At 63.5% G+C, this 15,751-nt stretch carries 18 protein-coding genes, 1 tRNA gene and 1 pseudogene; 12 read left to right on the top strand and 8 right to left on the bottom strand.

Features of this window, described 5'->3' with window-relative positions; translation table 11 throughout:
- Positions 1-68: 68 nt before the first annotated feature.
- The 4 genes from QUH67_RS23910 to QUH67_RS23895 all read left to right on the top strand — a co-directional run bounded on the left by QUH67_RS23910 (position 69) and on the right by QUH67_RS23895 (position 4,759).
- Positions 69-1,010: an ABC transporter permease gene (locus tag QUH67_RS23910; RefSeq protein ID WP_300948154.1), complete on the top strand. Its 942-nt coding sequence runs from the start codon at positions 69-71 to the stop codon at positions 1,008-1,010.
- On the top strand, positions 1,010-1,933 hold the full coding sequence (locus tag QUH67_RS23905) for an ABC transporter permease (protein ID WP_300941769.1): 924 nt from the start codon (positions 1,010-1,012) through the stop codon (positions 1,931-1,933). Before QUH67_RS23910 ends, QUH67_RS23905 begins: the two co-directional genes overlap by 1 nt.
- A gap of 1 nt (position 1,934) precedes the next feature.
- On the top strand, positions 1,935-3,551 hold the full coding sequence (locus QUH67_RS23900) for an ABC transporter ATP-binding protein (RefSeq protein WP_300941767.1): 1,617 nt from the start codon (positions 1,935-1,937) through the stop codon (positions 3,549-3,551).
- A 470-nt stretch (positions 3,552-4,021) separates the two neighbouring features.
- A complete protein-coding gene (locus QUH67_RS23895) occupies positions 4,022-4,759 on the top strand; it encodes a lysophospholipid acyltransferase family protein (RefSeq protein WP_300941766.1) in 738 nt (245 codons plus the stop codon).
- On the opposite strand, the gene QUH67_RS23890 is transcribed toward QUH67_RS23895, so the two are convergent.
- On the bottom strand, positions 4,756-5,313 hold the full coding sequence (locus QUH67_RS23890; RefSeq protein ID WP_300948153.1) for a TMEM175 family protein: 558 nt from the start codon (positions 5,311-5,313) through the stop codon (positions 4,756-4,758). The two genes, QUH67_RS23895 and QUH67_RS23890, sit on opposite strands and share 4 nt — an antisense overlap.
- A gap of 198 nt (positions 5,314-5,511) precedes the next feature.
- Positions 5,512-5,598: transfer RNA gene (locus QUH67_RS23885), tRNA-Leu, on the bottom strand.
- Between the two features lie 314 nt (positions 5,599-5,912).
- Here QUH67_RS23885 and QUH67_RS23880 point away from each other — a divergent pair.
- Positions 5,913-6,335, top strand: a complete 423-nt coding sequence (locus QUH67_RS23880; RefSeq protein WP_407080348.1) for a twin-arginine translocation pathway signal — start codon at positions 5,913-5,915, stop codon at positions 6,333-6,335.
- 17 nt (positions 6,336-6,352) lie between these two features.
- On the opposite strand, the gene QUH67_RS23875 is transcribed toward QUH67_RS23880, so the two are convergent.
- Positions 6,353-7,555, bottom strand: a complete 1,203-nt coding sequence (locus QUH67_RS23875) for an FAD-dependent monooxygenase (RefSeq protein ID WP_300941764.1) — start codon at positions 7,553-7,555, stop codon at positions 6,353-6,355.
- 7 nt (positions 7,556-7,562) lie between these two features.
- Positions 7,563-7,808, bottom strand: a complete 246-nt coding sequence (locus QUH67_RS23870) for a zinc-finger domain-containing protein (RefSeq protein WP_300941762.1) — start codon at positions 7,806-7,808, stop codon at positions 7,563-7,565.
- A gap of 251 nt (positions 7,809-8,059) precedes the next feature.
- On the opposite strand from QUH67_RS23870, the gene QUH67_RS23865 reads away from it, so the two are divergent.
- Together QUH67_RS23865 and QUH67_RS23860 are read left to right on the top strand one after the other, a co-directional pair.
- The gene (locus QUH67_RS23865; RefSeq protein ID WP_300941761.1) at positions 8,060-9,202 is read left to right on the top strand and encodes a hypothetical protein; all 1,143 of its coding nucleotides are present in this window, start codon (positions 8,060-8,062) and stop codon (positions 9,200-9,202) included.
- Positions 9,203-9,262: 60 nt separating this feature from the next.
- Positions 9,263-10,015, top strand: coding sequence for an alpha/beta fold hydrolase (locus QUH67_RS23860; RefSeq protein ID WP_300941759.1), 753 nt, complete (start codon positions 9,263-9,265; stop codon positions 10,013-10,015).
- A 15-nt stretch (positions 10,016-10,030) separates the two neighbouring features.
- On the opposite strand, the pseudogene QUH67_RS35025 reads toward QUH67_RS23860, so the two are convergent.
- Positions 10,031-11,293 (bottom strand): annotated as a pseudogene (locus QUH67_RS35025) (hypothetical protein); the annotation flags it as partial.
- A gap of 297 nt (positions 11,294-11,590) precedes the next feature.
- Here QUH67_RS35025 and cysE point away from each other — a divergent pair.
- Together cysE and QUH67_RS23850 are read left to right on the top strand one after the other, a co-directional pair.
- Positions 11,591-12,418 carry a serine O-acetyltransferase gene (cysE, locus tag QUH67_RS23855; RefSeq protein WP_300941757.1) on the top strand — a complete coding sequence of 276 codons (828 nt, stop codon included), beginning with the start codon at positions 11,591-11,593 and terminating at the stop codon, positions 12,416-12,418.
- Positions 12,419-12,526: 108 nt separating this feature from the next.
- Positions 12,527-12,745, top strand: a complete 219-nt coding sequence (locus QUH67_RS23850; RefSeq protein ID WP_025590201.1) for a DUF3126 family protein — start codon at positions 12,527-12,529, stop codon at positions 12,743-12,745.
- A gap of 148 nt (positions 12,746-12,893) precedes the next feature.
- On the opposite strand, the gene QUH67_RS23845 is transcribed toward QUH67_RS23850, so the two are convergent.
- On the bottom strand, positions 12,894-13,547 hold the full coding sequence (locus QUH67_RS23845; RefSeq protein WP_300941751.1) for a hypothetical protein: 654 nt from the start codon (positions 13,545-13,547) through the stop codon (positions 12,894-12,896).
- A 281-nt stretch (positions 13,548-13,828) separates the two neighbouring features.
- On the opposite strand from QUH67_RS23845, the gene QUH67_RS23840 reads away from it, so the two are divergent.
- On the top strand, positions 13,829-14,158 hold the full coding sequence (locus QUH67_RS23840) for a DUF6949 family protein (RefSeq protein WP_300941750.1): 330 nt from the start codon (positions 13,829-13,831) through the stop codon (positions 14,156-14,158).
- 70 nt (positions 14,159-14,228) lie between these two features.
- The gene (locus QUH67_RS23835; RefSeq protein WP_300941748.1) at positions 14,229-14,759 is read left to right on the top strand and encodes a gamma carbonic anhydrase family protein; all 531 of its coding nucleotides are present in this window, start codon (positions 14,229-14,231) and stop codon (positions 14,757-14,759) included.
- 12 nt (positions 14,760-14,771) lie between these two features.
- On the opposite strand, the gene QUH67_RS23830 is transcribed toward QUH67_RS23835, so the two are convergent.
- Positions 14,772-14,939 carry a ribosome modulation factor gene (locus QUH67_RS23830; RefSeq protein ID WP_300941745.1) on the bottom strand — a complete coding sequence of 56 codons (168 nt, stop codon included), beginning with the start codon at positions 14,937-14,939 and terminating at the stop codon, positions 14,772-14,774.
- Positions 14,936-15,163, bottom strand: coding sequence for a hypothetical protein (locus QUH67_RS23825; protein WP_300941744.1), 228 nt, complete (start codon positions 15,161-15,163; stop codon positions 14,936-14,938). Before QUH67_RS23825 ends, QUH67_RS23830 begins: the two co-directional genes overlap by 4 nt.
- A gap of 111 nt (positions 15,164-15,274) precedes the next feature.
- On the opposite strand from QUH67_RS23825, the gene QUH67_RS23820 reads away from it, so the two are divergent.
- Positions 15,275-15,745: a hypothetical protein gene (locus QUH67_RS23820; protein ID WP_300941742.1), complete on the top strand. Its 471-nt coding sequence runs from the start codon at positions 15,275-15,277 to the stop codon at positions 15,743-15,745.
- Positions 15,746-15,751: the final 6 nt, after the last annotated feature.

The following is a 15,751-nucleotide window of genomic DNA, read 5'->3' as shown; positions in this document are numbered from 1 at the left end:
GTTGAGAGCAATGCGGGCGGAGGAGATTCCTCCGCCCGTGCCGTTTCAAGGTCGGGCAAACCATGTCCATGTATGGCTATCTATTCCGGCGACTGCTCGGCACCATTCCGGTGATGCTGGTCGTGGCCGTCTTCATCTTCCTGATGCTGCGGATGACGCCGTCGGATCCGGCGGCGATTCTGGCCGGCGACAGCGCCAATAGCGAGCAGATCGCGCAAATCCGCCAGCAACTCGGTCTCGACCAGCCGATGTTGCAGCAGTTCGCCATCTGGTCGGGCCGGGTGCTGACCGGCGATTTCGGCGAGAGCTTCTTCTTCAAGAAGACGGTGGCGGCGCTGATCGGCGAGCGGATCGAACCTACGCTCTCGCTGGCCTTCTTCACCATGCTGATCGCCGTGTGCGTCGCGGTGCCGCTCGGCGTGATGGCGGCGCATTGGCAGGGCAGCTGGCTCGATCGAATCGTCATGGGATTTTCGGTGCTCGGATTTTCCGTGCCGGTATTCGTGGTCGGCTATCTCCTGATCTACGTGTTTTCCATCTGGCTGAACTGGCTGCCGGTGCAGGGCTATCAGCGGATATCCGAAGGCGTCGGCGGCTGGGCGCTAAGGCTGCTATTACCGTCGGTGACGCTGTCCGTGATCTATGTGGCGCTGATCGCCCGCATGACCCGCACCAGCGTGCTCGAGGTGCTCTCGGAAGACTACATCCGAACCGCGCGCGCCAAGGGACAGACCGAGCGGAAGGTGCTGTTCCGCCACGCGCTGCGCAACGCGGCGGTGCCGATCGTCACCGTGATCGGTCTCGGCGTGGCGCTCCTGATCGGCGGCGTCGTCGTGACCGAAAGTGTGTTCACGATTCCAGGCCTCGGCAGGCTGACGGTCGACGCTGTACTGGCGCGCGATTATCCGACGATCCAGGCCGTGATTCTGCTGTTCTCGTTTGTCTACGTGATGATCAACCTCGCCGTTGACATGCTCTATACCGTGCTCGATCCCAGGATTCGCTACTGATGGTGGACGCGACAATCAACGAACCCGTTCTGCCGGCAAGCCCGGGCAAGCCGGCCGCGCTTCGCAAATTGCTGAGTAACCCGAGCGTGATGTTCGGCGCCACGATCATCGCGATTGCCCTGCTGATGGGGCTGCTGGCGCCTTGGCTCGGCACCATCGACCCCACGGCGATCAATCCGATCGCCCGCAACAAGGTTCCCGGCGCCGAGTTCACGATCCGCACAGATACCGGCGAACGCATCAAGATGATCGCCGCCTTTGGCACCGACGGGCTTGGACGCGACGTCTACAGCCGCGTGATCTATGGAGCGCGTGTCTCGCTGCTGGTCGGCGTTTCCGTGGCGCTGATCAGCGTCGCCGTCGGCCTGTTGATCGGGGTGCTGGCCGGCTTCTTCCGGGTTCTGGACGCCGTGATCATGCGGATCATGGACGGGTTGATGGCGATCCCGGCCATCCTGCTGGCGATCGCCATGGTGTCGCTGTTCCGCTCCAGCGTGCTGACCGTCATCATCGCCATCACCGTCCCCCAGATTCCCGGTGTCGTCCGGCTGGTGCGCTCGATCGTGCTCAGCGTGCGCGAGGAGCCTTACGTGGAGGCCGCGGTGACGCTCGGCACGTCAACGCCAAAACTGCTGTGGCGGCATGTGTTGCCCAACACGATCGCGCCGATGATCGTGCAGGGCACCTTCATCTGCGCGTCCGCCATCCTCATCGAAGCCATTTTGTCGTTCCTCGGCATCGGCGTTCCGCCGGAAGTGCCGACCTGGGGCAACATCATGGCCGCGGGAAGAGAAGTGTTCAGCCTGTTCCCGCACAACATCATCTATCCCGGCGTCTGCCTCGCGCTGACGATACTCGCCGTCAACGTGCTCGGCGACGGCCTGCGCGATACGCTCGATCCAAAAATGGCAAAGCGGGTGTGATGTGAGCGATACCGTCCTCGAAGTCTCGAATCTTTCGGTTGCCATCAAGGGCGGCGACCGAACGCATGCGGTGCAGGGCATCAACCTGACCGTCGGCGCCGATGAGATCGTCTGCGTGGTGGGTGAGTCCGGTTCCGGCAAGTCGGTGACGGCGCAAGCCGTGATGGGCCTGCTGCCGAAAGGCGCGATGCAGGTCGAGAGCGGCGCGATCCGGCTGCAGGGCGATCAACTGCTAACCAAGACTGACGCCGAATTGCGCGCGATCCGCGGCACGCGCATGGCGATGGTGTTCCAGGAGCCGATGACCGCGCTCAACCCGGTAGAGCGCGTCGGCGACCAGATCCGAGAAGTGCTGGAGGTGCACACCAGCCTGGACCAGAAGGAACAGCGCGCGCGCGTGCTCGAGATCATGCGGGCGGTTCATCTGCCCGATCCCGAACAGATGATCGACGCCTATCCGCACCAGCTTTCCGGTGGTCAGCGCCAGCGGATCATGATCGCGGCGGCGCTGGTGCTCGATCCCGCGTTGTTGATCGCCGACGAGCCGACGACAGCGCTCGACGTCACCACGCAGGCGCAGATCCTCAAGCTGGTCAAGGAAATGCAGGGCCGCAAGAAAACCGGCGTGCTGTTCATCACCCATGATTTCGGCGTCGTTTCCGAGATCGCCGACCGCGTGGTAGTGATGCAGATGGGCCGGATCGTGGAGCAGGGGCCTTGCGAGGAAGTGCTGCGCAAGCCGCGCGAGGACTATACGAGGATGCTGCTGGCCGCGGTGCCGAGCATGACGCCGCCGAAGCGGTCCCCGGTGACCGGTCCGGTGGTCCTGCAGACCGAAAATCTCTTCAAGACCTACGGCAAGCGCTCGCTGTTCCAGCCGAAGGCGCGCGTGGTGGCCGCGGTCAAGGACGTCTCGCTGACGATCCGCCGCGGCGAGACGCTCGGCATTGTCGGTGAGTCCGGGTCCGGCAAGTCCACCGTGGCGCGCTGCGTGGCGCGGCTGGTCGACGCCACCGGGGGCGGCATCAAGGTCGACGGCATCGATATCGCGGCGATGCGCGAATCAAAGTTCCGCCCGATGCGCCGACGCATCCAGTTCATTTTCCAGGATCCATATCGTTCGCTCAACCCACGCCGTACGGTGGGGGAGGCGATCATCGAGGGGCCGATGAATTTCGGCCTCGGCCGCAAGGAGGCGATGCAGCGTGCGCGCGACCTGATGGCGGTGGTGCATTTGCCGCCGGCTGCGCTCGACCGGTTTCCGCATCAGTTCTCCGGGGGCCAGCGGCAACGGATCTGCATCGCCCGCGCACTGGCGATGGAGCCCGAATTGCTGATCGGCGACGAGCCGGTGTCGGCGCTCGATGTCTCCGTTCAGGATCAGGTGTTGAAGCTGTTGGATGAGGTGCGCCGCAAATTCAATTTGGCGGTCTTGTTCATCACCCATGATCTAAGGGTGGCCGCACAAGTCTGCGACCGCATCGCCGTCATGCAGCGTGGGGTGATCGTCGAGCAGGGCGTCACGGCCGACGTCTTTGCCGCGCCCCAGCACGAATATACCAAGGCGCTGTTCGATGCGGCGCCCGGCCGCCATCAGGAATTTGCCGCGAGCGCGTAGAACGCAACCCCTCGTGGTCACGCGATCACACGTCAGCAATGGGTATCCCTCATAAGCTCCAGGCCGTCACTCGACAGCGGGGAAGGAATTTGCGGCTGTTGGGGATGAGAGACCCGCCGGGACGGGGATAATTTGCGCCCGACGACTGCGGGTTTATCCAAGGTTTGTTCGCTAGCCATGTCATCGCGCTCCTATTGTGCATGACAACATTTTTGTTTGCGTTGCGTTCCTCAGGGCGGATGCGCTCCCGGATGTTCCAGCATTAATTCGCAGACACGTTCGGCGCCCGATCGGCCGCAAAAGCCCGACGCCGGGCAACGTTTCAACGATAGGGCAAGGCGACGAAGTCGACCGTACGGGGCTGATCGGGCTGATCCATCGTGAGCCCCATTCCAGCGCGTGGCCGCAATTGTGCTACCTGCGAAAAGTGCTGTAAGGGAGGCCGCATCGAGGCCTGAGGGGACGGACGTTTGCATTATCTGAGGTCGATCCTGTTCGATGCCGCCGTGGTGATCCTGACGCTGGTGGTTGCGCTGTCGGTGCCGTTCCTGGCGCTGTTCAAGGCGAGCAGTGCCACGGTGCGCGCGGTGTCCCAGGTCTGGGCCAACGGCATCATGTTTCTGATGAAATATGTCGTCGGCCTTGATTATCGCGTCGAGGGGCGCGAGCACGTTCCCGACGGGCCCTGCATCATCGCCTGCAATCATCAATCGCTGTGGGAGACCGCGGCGCTCTGCGTGATCTTCCCGGACGCCAGCATCGTCGCCAAGAAGGAGTTGCGTAAGCTGCCCCTCGTCGGCTGGTTTCTGGAGCGTTATCCGATGATCCTGGTTGACCGCTCGGCGGGCCGCCAGGCGCTGCGCCAGATGGTCGATGAAGCGAAGCGCGCGGTCGGCGAGGGACGCAAGGCGCTGTTGTTTCCGCAGGGCACGCGGCAGGCGATCGACGAGCCCATGACGTTTCAATCAGCGGGCATTTCCGCGCTGTACACGAACCTCGAAGTCCCCGTCGTGCCGGCGGCGTGCAATTCCGGCCTGTTCTGGGGCAAGAAGACCCTGATGATGCATTCGGGCACCATCACCCTGTCGTTTCTGCCGCCGATCGCGCCCGGCCTGCCGCGCAAGGAGTTCCAGGAAAAGATGGAGCGGATGATCGTGGAGGAGGCGGGCCGGTTGCTCACGATCGCTGAGGCGAAGGTAGCCCGTTAGCCCGCGCGTCGCGCTGCGAGCCAGCCTGCAACGGGGGCCAGGAACGCCAGGCACCAGGTGAACTGTGCAACTTTCGGCGAGACCAGGGCAACGGCCGTTCCAAACACGAACACGAATACTGGAAGCATCGCCGTCGCCATCAAATGCGGATCGCTGCGGCCCCTGAGCGCGAAAATCCACAGCACCACGTTGAGCGAAGCGATGATGGTCAGGTGAAGCCCGTAGAGCACCGCCAGCACTCCATCGAGCCGGTAGGCGCCGTAGAGTCCGTTGGTCACCGGCAAAATGATGATCGAGAGCAGAAAGAACAGGTTGAGAAACACGACGCCTCGACTGGCTTCCGGCGCCACCGCCAGCCGGCGGTGATGGCTGAACCAGAACATGCCGGCGACGATGAAGCTGATCATCAGCGCGATGACCGGCTGCGCATAGATGCGCAGCAGATCATGCCAGTCGGGCGCGTTTTTAAAGCTGGACGCCTTTGGGAGATCATAGGCGAGCAGGGTCATGGCAACGCCGAAAATGGTGTTGCTCAGCATCTCCAGCCGGCGCATTTCAAAAAGTTGGGATTGTGCCAATGGGGTCCCCGGTCTCACCAGTCCGTCTTCGCCTTTGCTGCGCTCAAGCTATGCCGGACCCGCTTCGACCTTACGGTCTTCGCGTCGCCTGCCAAGCAGTAGCTCGCGGAAACAAGCCCGCCTTCGCCTGCCGGCTTCGGCGTGGCAGCCTTCAGCCGCTTCGCGAGCGAAGGCTGGTGCGGGCGGTGGGACTCGAACCCACACGACGTTGCCATCGAGGGATTTTAAGTCCCTTGCGTCTACCAGTTCCGCCACGTCCGCTTAGTCTCAATATATCAGCTACTTAGCGCGTTTTCCGGTGAAGTGGAATTGGCAAGCTATCCGGACAAGACGCTCCCCACCTTTAAGTGAGCAAGCCACCAAAGCAAAGCCTCAATGCGGACACTTGGGGTGTTTACCTGCGGCAGGCTTCAGGGCGTTTTCCAGCGAAAGCTTGTCCCGGACTTGATCCGGGGGGAAACCGGTTCGCGTCAAGAGAACGCGCAAAATTGAGAACAAGAACCTTTCAGTTTCGATTCCATCGGACTGGAAAAGGCTTTAGGCATTCTCAACATAATGCACTTAACGAAGGTCCAATGCCCAACTCGCTGTCCCATCGCCAATTCTCCTCGCGCGGCCTCGCGGCGCTGGCGCTGGTCATGCTTGGGGCCGGCCTGTCCGGCTGTGCCGGGATGAGCGACACGATTTCGCCGGCCTTTGCCGATCCCGCCAAATACGACCTCTACGATTGCAAGCAGCTCGAGCCGGAGCGCAAGAACCTCGCGACCAAGACCGCTGAATTGCAGGGGCTGATGACGAAGGCTGAAACCGGCGTCGCCGGCCCGGTGGTGGCGGAAATGGCCTATCGCAACGACTACATTGCGTTGCGCGGGCAATCGAAGCTGGCCGAGGAGGCCTGGCAGCGCAACCGGTGCCAGGATTCAAAGCCGGAAGCCCCGCCATCGCTGGCGTCGGCCCCCGCCAAGGGCCGCAAGAAGGGAAGCGCTGGCGCGAATTGAGGGATCATAGGGGCCCCTCACACCCGCCAGTCATAGATCCAGTTCTGCCGCGCCAGCATGCGCTGCGGGCCCATTGCCCGGATCGCGAGGTCGCGCGCCAGCGCCAGCGGGCCGGTGAGATGATAGATGCGCCCCTGTTGCCGTGCGGCGCGCTGCACCCGCAGCACGCGGTCGCGCCGCTGCCGGCCATATCGCTTCAGCGCCTGCGGGATGCCCGCAATCGAGTCGCCGGGGCTTTCGCTCAAGGTTTTTGCAAGCACCGCGGCGTCCTCGATCGCCATTCCCGCACCCTGCGCGGCGAATGGCAGCATGGCATGGGCCGCATCGCCAAGCAGCGCGATCGAACCATCGGTCCATTCGCCGAGATCCGGCAGCGTGAACAGCGCCCAGCGCCGCCAGCCGTCGACGGCGCCGAGCAACATGCGAGCCGTCGACGGCCAGCGTTGCGAGGCGAAGGCGTTTTTCAGTTCATTGGCGTCGCCGGGCGCGCTCCAGCCCGGCCTGTTCCAGGTTCCCGGCACGATGGCGACGACATTGATCTGCCGCGCCGCCGAGATCGGATAGGCGACCAGATGCGCGTCCGGCCCCATCCAGAGCTGTACCCGCGGCGCGGTATATTCGCGCGGCAGCGTTGTCGCATCGAGGGTTCCGCGCCAGGCGATCAGGCCGGAGAACTGCGGCTGCACCGCCGGGAACAGGTGGTTCCGTACCGTCGACCAGATGCCGTCGGCGCCGACCAGCGCCGCCGCCAGTTCCTGCTGCCGGCTGTCGCCGCGCCGCTGGACCACCGTCAGCCCCTTGGCATGCGCCGTCACGTCCTCGAACTGGCAGCCGAGCCGCAGATCGATATCCGGGTGATCATTGACCGCGGCCTGCAGGGCGCCCTGCAGGTCGGCGCGATGCATCACCCAATAGGGCGCGCCCGCACGTAGGCCGGCAGCCTCACCTAGCGGCAGGCGCGCGATTTCGCCGCCGGCGCGCGCGCTCATGATGTTGACGGCCTCGGGCGTCACCGCGCGCGAGGCGAGCCTCGGCCTCAGGCCAAGGTCGACGAGGACTCGGCTGGCGTTCGGTGACAGCTGCAGCCCGGCGCCGGCTTCCTCCAGTCGTTCGGTCTTTTCCAGAATGACGACGCGAAAACCTTTTGCGGCAAGCGAAAGCGCTGCCGTCAGTCCCCCGATCCCGGCACCAGCAACGATGATAGTGCGCGGAGCAGCCACCGAAAGGTCAGGCGACCTTGTCCTTCACCACGCATTCGGGCGGGCGCGCCTCGCCCGCGGCAAGGTCGGCGGCAAAACGGTACAGGGTAGAGCAATACGGGCAGATAATCTCGTTGTCGTTGCCGAGGTCGAGGAACACGTGCGGATGGTCGAACGGCGGGTTGGCGCCCACGCACATGAATTCCTGCGAGCCGATCTCGATCACCGAGACTCCGGCGTCGTTATGAAAATGCGGGACGACATGGTCGGACATCAGCTTCACCTTAGATAGCAACGACGGGCGGACGCAATCAACGCGACGCGGCAGCCTCGAAACGCCGCGAACCATAATGGCGGGTGCTGATGATTCCTAGAGCCGAATCTGAAGGGTCCCAGCCGCACATTTGCTTATGCAAATTCGACACAATCTTGTCGTGGGAGAAAAGCCCTTCTTTCGTCGGGGCGGTTGTGTCGTAAAAGCGGCATACCCATCTTGAGGCAGACCGAAACATTGGGCTTTTTTGGATGATGCGGCTGCGGCTCAGCACTGCTCTGGCGGGATTGGCGCTCAGCGTAGCCGTGTGCGCTGCGTTGTGGCCGCACGCCCGCGATGCCGGGGCTGTGCTGGCGGCGCAGGAAGATCCCGCGGCGCTGTCGGATATCCAGATCAATTCCGCCCTGCGAAGCAACCAGGCGCTGGTCGTCGAAAATATCGAGGCTGCCCTTGCGGCGGGTGATTCCGATCTTGCCAACAGCTTCGTTGAGCTCGCCCGCGACAAGGGCGTTGCCGTCAGCGACGAACTGTCGAAGCGCGTCAGCGACGCCGTTGCCGACGCAGGCACTGCGTCGCATTTTGCCAAACGCTTTGCCACCGGCCTGGTGACCGGTACTGCCGACGACGTCGCGAGCCTGTCGGGCACGGTGGCTGGCGATCTCTTCGTTTTTGGCGACATCAGGGACGTCTTGCGCGAGGGCAAGCATCTGGCGACCGGCGAGGAAGTCGACCGGCTGGTGCTCGGTCTCGCAACCGTTGGCCTCGCGGTGACCGCCGCGACCTATGTCTCCGTCGGCGGTGTCGCACCGGTGCGCGCCGGTCTTTCCATGGTCAAGGACGCCCGCAAGGTCGGGCGATTGGGCGAAGGGCTGACGCAGTGGGCCGGTCGCTCGGCGCGCGAGGTCGTCGATGCGCCGCTGCTGCAGCAGGCGGTCGCGAAGAGCTCGGTGCTTCGGCCCGGCGAAACCATCAGGGCGATCAAGGCGGCGTACCGCGCCGAAAAGGCCGGCGCGCTGGTGCGGCTGGCGAAGGACGTCGGGCGTGTCGGCGAGAAAGCCGGCACCCGAGGTGCGCTCGACACGCTGCGCATCGCGCAAGGGCCGAAGGATGTCGCGCGCGCCGCCCGGCTTGCCGAATCCAAGGGCGGCCAGACCCGTGCGATCTTGAAGGTGCTCGGCCGCGGCGCGCTGCTGCTGGCCGCCGGCACCTTCAATCTGACGATGTGGGTGTTCGGTGCGTTGCTGGCGTTGTTCGGTTTTCTGTTGTCGATCAAGGCGACCACCGAGCGGGCCACCGAAGCCTGGCTGCGCCGTAGCAAGGCGCGGCGATTGAGAAAGCAGGCGGCAGGGGCCTGCTTGCCGTCCGGCCCGGCGCTGGCGGGCGCTGCCGCATAGGGTTAAGCGTGCAGCCATTGCAAGATCGCCCATTCCGATCCCCAAAACATGGAATTGCTGATGCCGAGTTTTCACAACGGCAACGTCGAAATTGCTTATCTCGATGAAGGGGAGGGCGATCCGATCGTTCTCGTGCACGGTTTTGCCTCCAGCAAGAACGTCAATTGGGTGTATCCGACCTGGGTTTCCGATCTGAGAAAGGACGGCCGACGCGTCATCGCGCTCGACAATCGCGGCCACGGCGATTCCGAAAAGCTCTATGATTGCGCCGACTACGAAATCGCGACCATGGCTGGTGACGTGATCGCGCTGCTGGATCATCTCCAAATCGCGCGCGCCGACGTGATGGGCTATTCGCTGGGATCGCGCATGACGGCGATGTTGGCGCGCGAGCAGCCGCAACGGCTGCGCTCGGCGATCCTCGGCGGCATCGGTATTGGATTGATCGAGGGGGGCGGCCCCGGTGAGAACGTGGCCACCGCGCTGGAAGCGCTCTCGCTGGACGATGTGACCGATCCGGTCGGACGGACGTTTCGCGCCTTTGCCGACCAGACCCGCTCCGACCGCCGCGCGCTTGCCGCCTGCCTGCGCGGTTCGCGGCGGTTGATGACGTCTGAGGAAGCCGCAGGGATCGGCGTGCCCGTGCTGATCGCGGTCGGCACCAACGACGAAATCGCCGGTTCAGCCGCGGCGCTCGGGAACATCATTCCGGGCGCCGAGGTGCTCGACATTCCGAACCGCGATCACATGCGCGCGGTCGGCGACAAGGTCTACAAGGCCGGTGTCGTCGACTTCCTGTCGCGTCGGCAATGATCCCCCGTGCTCATCCTCACCGGCGGAATGCCTGACGCAGGTGATCAGCACCACCATGGTCGCAAGCCAAGCCATGCGCGCGCCGTAACGATCATGCGGCCCTGATATCACCGCGCAGATAAACGCGTTGCCGAGCAACGCTGATGTGACGGTGCCGGCGAGCAAGGTCAGATCGTCGAACGGCCGGCGCAGGATGCCGTAGCCGAACAGGATGGCGGCCAGCAGCATCGACGCCAGCGCGACGGGAACGTGAAGGCGGTTGATCGCGGTGAAATCGAAACGCCAGCGCTGCTGCTGCGCCGCGCGCATCGGCTTCAATTGTGCGGGGAGAAAGCGTTCCATGATGCCATAGGTATGGCCAAGCCAGACACCGATGCCTTCACCCGACGCGACCTGCCCAAGTTGCTGCAGCGTTCCCGCCAGCGCTGCCTTGGCCTGCCAGGCCGGATATTCGGCCAGCGAATGCAGCACGATGAACCCCATTTCGTCGTTCAGTCCCTGAAAGCGGCCGAGCGTGTTGAACATGCTGTTGCCCCACAGGAACTGGTCCGCCGTGGCCGGCAGCCGGTCGCGATAGGGGCAAAGCTTGAAGTCTTGCTTGGGACATTGATCGTGCAAATACTGCGCGACAATGCCATCCTGCAGCATCCGTCCGAACGCGACGCCAAAACCGCCAGGCGTCCAAGCCAGTTTCCCGGACAGCGCGAAATTCGTCGACAGCAGAAGAGCCGCGCCGGCGACGATGGTGAGGCTGCCCTGCGCCAGCCCCGCAACGGAAATTCGTCCCCGCAAGAACGGCCGTGCAATCCAGCCTGCGCAGCATAGTCCGAGCAGTACCGCGAATGTCGCGCTGTGCGTCGCTGCGGCGAAAGCGGTGAGGCCGAACAGCAGGCATTTCTCGACGACCGATATCCGCGCGCCATGCGCAGCCAGCATAAAGAGTGCCAGAACGGACAGGCCAGCGAAAATGTCGGTCAGCAGCGTGCTGGCAAGCCATGGCAGCGAGGTGGTCAAAACCAGCACGAGGCTGACGGCCAAGAGCCGCAACGGCTGGCCGATACCGAGTACGCGCAGCGTCAACTGCAAGATCCACAACGTCGCCAGCGCGTTGATCCCGAGGTTGATCCAGAAGTTCGAATCTTCGCCGAAATGAAGATAGAGCCCGAACGTTGTCGAGCGGCTCGGCACCAGATAGCCTTCGTACCATCGCGCGAGATAGCCACCGGTATCCCACTGGAGCAGGGGATAGCCGTTCCACAGGGCAGGGGCCAGCAGCATCAACGGAATGGCCACGGCTGCGATCCAAGCCGACCGCGCACTGGCAGCGGTCCGCGCCCGCAATATGTGCGTAATGATGCCCCCCCCGCATTCAGCCCAGCATGCTGGTCATGCCTGACAGGCCAAAATTGATCAATACCCGGTCATTATCCGGCTTGATTTCCCGAATTGACTGACCACCTTGAACCAGCCCCAATGGCATTCAGCAGCAGTTTACGCTGCCGAGGCCTGCCCGGGACAGCCACCCCCGGCCGTGCTATAGTATCGGTCAACCAAGCTGAATTGCGAGAGCCATCCATGGCAATGCATCACGCCAATCCGCAGGGCTCGAAGCTGGCCGCCCTCGATCCGATCTGGGACCGTGTCCGCGGCGAGGCGGAAGACATCGTCCGCCGCGAGCCTGAACTCGCATCCTTCATCTATTCGACCGTGCTGCATCACGAGCGTCTCGAGGATTCGGTGGTGCATCGTATCGCCGAGCGGCTCGATCATTCGGCGCTGTCGGGCGATCTGATCCGCCAGACCTATGACGAGGCGCTGCGCGACGAACCCGATCTCGGCAACGCGTTCCGCGCCGATCTGGTCGCGGTCTATGATCGCGATCCGGCCACCTCGCGCTTCATCGACCCGCTGCTCTATTTCAAGGGTTTTCACGCGCTGCAGACCCATCGTCTCGCGTACTGGCTTTTTCAGAAGGGCCGCAAGGATTTCGCCTTCTACCTGCAGAGCCGCTCATCGGCGGTGTTTCAGACCGATATCAACCCTGCCGCCAGGATCGGCCGCGGCGTCTTCCTCGATCATGCGACCGGCTTCGTCTGCGGCGAAACGGCCGTGATCGACGATGACGTCTCGATCCTTCATGGCGTCACGCTAGGCGGCACCGGCAAGGAAAACGAGGACCGCCACCCGAAGATCAGGCGCGGTGTCCTGATCGGGGCAGGCGCAAAAATACTTGGCAATATCGAGATCGGCCATTGTGCGCGCATTGCGGCAGGCTCGGTGGTGGTCAAGCCGGTGCCTCACAACGTCACGGTGGCTGGCGTTCCCGCGAAGATCGTCGGCGAGGCCGGCTGCGCGGAGCCGTCGCGCACCATGGATCAAATGCTGGGCGCCATCGGCCTTTGATTTTCCACACGTTTCCTGCGGCCGTATTTGTGAAGTTACGGCTGGTAGTCTGCGCCGTCTCGTCCTAAAAACCTCCCGGAAATTCAAAGAATCCGATTGGAGACCGCCGTGGACGTTCAGGAAGTCAGGAAGCTCGACGCCTATCTTAAGCGCGTATTCGGCAATCCTAAGATCCGCGTTGTGCCGCGTCCGAAAAAGGACGACTCCGCCGAAGTCTATATCGGCGAGGAATTCATCGGCGTGCTGTTCGTCGATGACGAGGACGACGACCGCTCGTTCCAGTTCCAGATGGCGATTCTCGAGGAAGACCTTGCCGACGTCGGCTGAGGCGATGCCGTGACGTTGTAGGTGGGCACACGAGCGCAAGCGACGTGCCCACCCTCCGTTACCGAGCAAGCCGCAAAAGGGTGCGCACGCTTCCGCCTTCGCCCGTTGAGCTACGGCGGACAAGTCGCTCAGCCCGCCCTACGAAATCCTACCATCCCTTCGGTCCCTGCATCTGCATCGTCAGGCGATCTATCGCATTCGCAACGTCACGCCATTGCGAAAGCCAACTCCGCGGAAAGCGGAACGTGAGATCGGCGCCGTCGATGCGGCGCTCGCTCAGGCACATGCCCGGCGTCAGGCCGTCGCGCGAGCAGCGCGCGTTAAGGGCGGGCGCCGCGGCGGAGAACAGATCTTCATTGGCGTAGGGCGAGCCTTCTCGAAACGTGCGCATCGTCAGAGCGTCATCGACCGGCGTCGAGGCCGGCGCGAGGTAGCGCGGGTAGATCGTGCGGACACGCAAGTCCGGCGCCAGTGCATCATGATGGGCCGATATCGAGACGAAGATCCGGTCGATCGGCTGCACCTTTTCCTCCACCGTATCGGCGCTGACGTGCTTCGGCGCATCTGGCGGTTCCAGCGACGGGAAGACGAAATTGAGATCGACGCGCTCCTGCGGGCCGGAGTGGCGCTGGATTTTCCGGCGGATGGCCGTGGTTGGCACGTTGAATAGCGTGCCGCCGACGCTGACCGGCAATCGGTTGGGTGCGCCGGCGGGGCGCGCGACCCACGTCGGCCATAGCAGATAGGCGACCAGCGCTACGGCACCCGCGGTGAGAGCCGCCGCGGCCATGATCAGGGTCATGTGCGAGCGCCGCTTCCTGCGGGTGTCCCGGGCGAAGTGCTGGGCCGTCGAAAGCAGGGTCATGAGCGAGGCACTGATTGGGGAAGCAAGGCGCGAATCATCTGGCGAATATGCCATGGGACAGGTGATTTCCTCATGATTTCACGGGAGTGACGGCTTCGTCAGCCATGCGCAAACGGCGCCCGCCAGCCGGCCATTAACCTTTCCTTAAGGATGCTGTGGCGGCCGCTCGCCAAATTTGCGAAAGCAAAGCGCGTTCTTTCGGAGTGGGGGAAGTTGCCATGTCGCCCGATGCGTTGAATTCCCTGTTCGCATTGTGCATCGGCTTTGCGTTCGCCGGCGTGCTCACCAGCGGCTATCAGGCGATGGCGGCGCGGCCGGCAGGGTTCGGACTGCTCGGCGAAGGCGTGGCGCCGAAGACGTTCGCAGCCGTGCCGTTCCTGGTGTTCGCCGCCCCCTTCATCATCATGCGCAATACGCTGCGTGGTGCCAGGATCGAAAGCCGCCGCTTCGAATTCGTGATGATGGCGACCGTGCTTTCCGGCTTCTGGAGCCTGATGTCCGGCACGTTCTTCCTGATGACGCTGCGCGCCACCGGCATGCTGGCATGAGGCCATAGTGCTCGCTTGATCCTCCGCCCGCGGCTATGCCAAGGTCTCCGGTAACGGAGACCTTTTTGCTATGGCGATCTACCAACTCGACGGGCAGGGGCCTGATCTCCCGGCTGACGGAAATTATTTCATCGCGGATACGGCGACCGTGATCGGCAAGGTGCGTCTTCTGAACGCGGCGAGCGTCTGGTTCGGCGCGGTGCTGCGCGGCGACAATGAGTGGATTGAGATCGGCGAGGGCTCCAACGTGCAGGACAATTGCACCTGCCATACCGATCCCGGCTTTCCCCTGACCATCGGAACCAACTGCACGGTCGGCCACAATGTGATTCTGCACGGTTGCACGCTCGAGGATGACACGCTGGTCGGCATGGGCTCGATCGTCATGAATGGCGCGCGGATACGTCGCGGCAGCGTTGTCGGCGCCGGCTCGATCATTACCGAGGGTAAGGAATATCCCGTATATTCCCTGATCATCGGCGCGCCCGCGCGCGTCGTCCGGGCGTTGACGCCGGAGCAATCGGCGGCGATGGGGCGCGCCGCACAGTCATATCAGCGCAACGGGCCGCGATTCAAAAGCGGGCTGAAGAAGATCGGCTGAGCAAAAGCGAGCCTAGGTATCTTCGCTTTCATTCGCCTCGCGAGCGCCGGCGATTTTCTCATGGCCGGCGGCCCACAGCGCGTGCTGCTCGCTGCCATCCTGATACGGATTGGCCTCCGCCGGAATGCTTTGGCGTGCGGCGCGCTCGCCCTGCTCGAACGGGTCGGGATCTGAGTTCATGATCGTGCCTTTCCAGTTCTTGGTCGGGTCTTCTTCGGCGTTGTGTCCTCTGGCATTCGCGCGCTCTTTCGCAACGCGTCTCTGAGGTCGACCGGAATGCCGTGCTTCTTGAGAACGTCGGCAAACGCCTCGTCGGCCAATTCCTGCAATGTCCCCATCCGGTCGCGCGCGAGCCGGGTCAGCTTGCCCAGCGTGTCATCGTCGAAGGCGATCAATTTTCGCAAGCGCGATCACTCCAAGCTTCCAACGGGTGAAAATCAATGACCGGGCAAGGGAATCGTTCCGGCAGGAACAAGGGCCAGGGCCTAGTCGTTGCTTTCGAAAGGGAGATTCAAATGAAACTAGCGTCTACAGCCGCCGCCGTTGCGGCAATCACCATCCTGATATCGCCTGTCGCGTCATTTGGCCAAAGCGCTGGCGGTTCAGCCGGCGGCAGCGGCAGCGGCAGCGCCGCCGGCTCTCCGAGCGCAGGCTCGGCCGGTGCCGGCTCGCAAGGCGTCACCGGGGTCCCGTCCGGTCCCGCGACTCCCGGCGGACTGAACAATGCCGGCGAAGATCCGAGCGGTGCGGGCAACGCGTCCCGCATGTCATCGCCGCGCGCGCCGGGCACCAACAGCGCAGGCACGGCGCAGTCTTCAGGCTCAGGCTCGGGCGCCAGCACCGGCAGCGGCGTGACAACGGGGTCGGCAAGAGGTGCGGGATCAGGCTCGGATATCACAGGTCCGCAGCGGAGCGGTGACGTGGCGGTCGAAAAAGAGAACAAGGAGGTCGATCGCAAGATCAAGAGCATTTGCCGCGGTTGTTGATATCGA

It is taken from the genome of Bradyrhizobium roseum, assembly GCF_030413175.1.
In the GTDB taxonomy this organism is placed as follows: Bacteria; Pseudomonadota; Alphaproteobacteria; order Rhizobiales; family Xanthobacteraceae; genus Bradyrhizobium; species Bradyrhizobium roseum.
Note: the sequence above shows the minus strand (reverse complement) of the source record. Positions and strands in the feature narration are given on the sequence as shown.

Excerpts from the sequence above, each read along its gene's own strand:
- QUH67_RS23910 (WP_300948154.1), top strand. The coding sequence starts at position 69 with ATGTATGGCTATCTATTCCGGCGACTGCTCGGCACCATTCCGGTGATG.
- QUH67_RS23905 (WP_300941769.1), top strand. The coding sequence starts at position 1,010 with ATGGTGGACGCGACAATCAACGAACCCGTTCTGCCGGCAAGCCCGGGC.
- QUH67_RS23890 (WP_300948153.1), bottom strand. The coding sequence starts at position 5,313 with ATGCGCCGGCTGGAGATGCTGAGCAACACCATTTTCGGCGTTGCCATG.
- QUH67_RS23880 (WP_407080348.1), top strand. The coding sequence starts at position 5,913 with ATGCCCAACTCGCTGTCCCATCGCCAATTCTCCTCGCGCGGCCTCGCG.
- QUH67_RS23870 (WP_300941762.1), bottom strand. The coding sequence starts at position 7,808 with ATGTCCGACCATGTCGTCCCGCATTTTCATAACGACGCCGGAGTCTCG.
- QUH67_RS23865 (WP_300941761.1), top strand. The coding sequence starts at position 8,060 with ATGATGCGGCTGCGGCTCAGCACTGCTCTGGCGGGATTGGCGCTCAGC.
- QUH67_RS23860 (WP_300941759.1), top strand. The coding sequence starts at position 9,263 with ATGCCGAGTTTTCACAACGGCAACGTCGAAATTGCTTATCTCGATGAA.
- cysE (WP_300941757.1), top strand. The coding sequence starts at position 11,591 with ATGGCAATGCATCACGCCAATCCGCAGGGCTCGAAGCTGGCCGCCCTC.
- QUH67_RS23845 (WP_300941751.1), bottom strand. The coding sequence starts at position 13,547 with ATGACCCTGATCATGGCCGCGGCGGCTCTCACCGCGGGTGCCGTAGCG.
- QUH67_RS23840 (WP_300941750.1), top strand. The coding sequence starts at position 13,829 with ATGTCGCCCGATGCGTTGAATTCCCTGTTCGCATTGTGCATCGGCTTT.
- QUH67_RS23835 (WP_300941748.1), top strand. The coding sequence starts at position 14,229 with ATGGCGATCTACCAACTCGACGGGCAGGGGCCTGATCTCCCGGCTGAC.
- QUH67_RS23830 (WP_300941745.1), bottom strand. The coding sequence starts at position 14,939 with ATGAACTCAGATCCCGACCCGTTCGAGCAGGGCGAGCGCGCCGCACGC.
- QUH67_RS23820 (WP_300941742.1), top strand. The coding sequence starts at position 15,275 with ATGAAACTAGCGTCTACAGCCGCCGCCGTTGCGGCAATCACCATCCTG.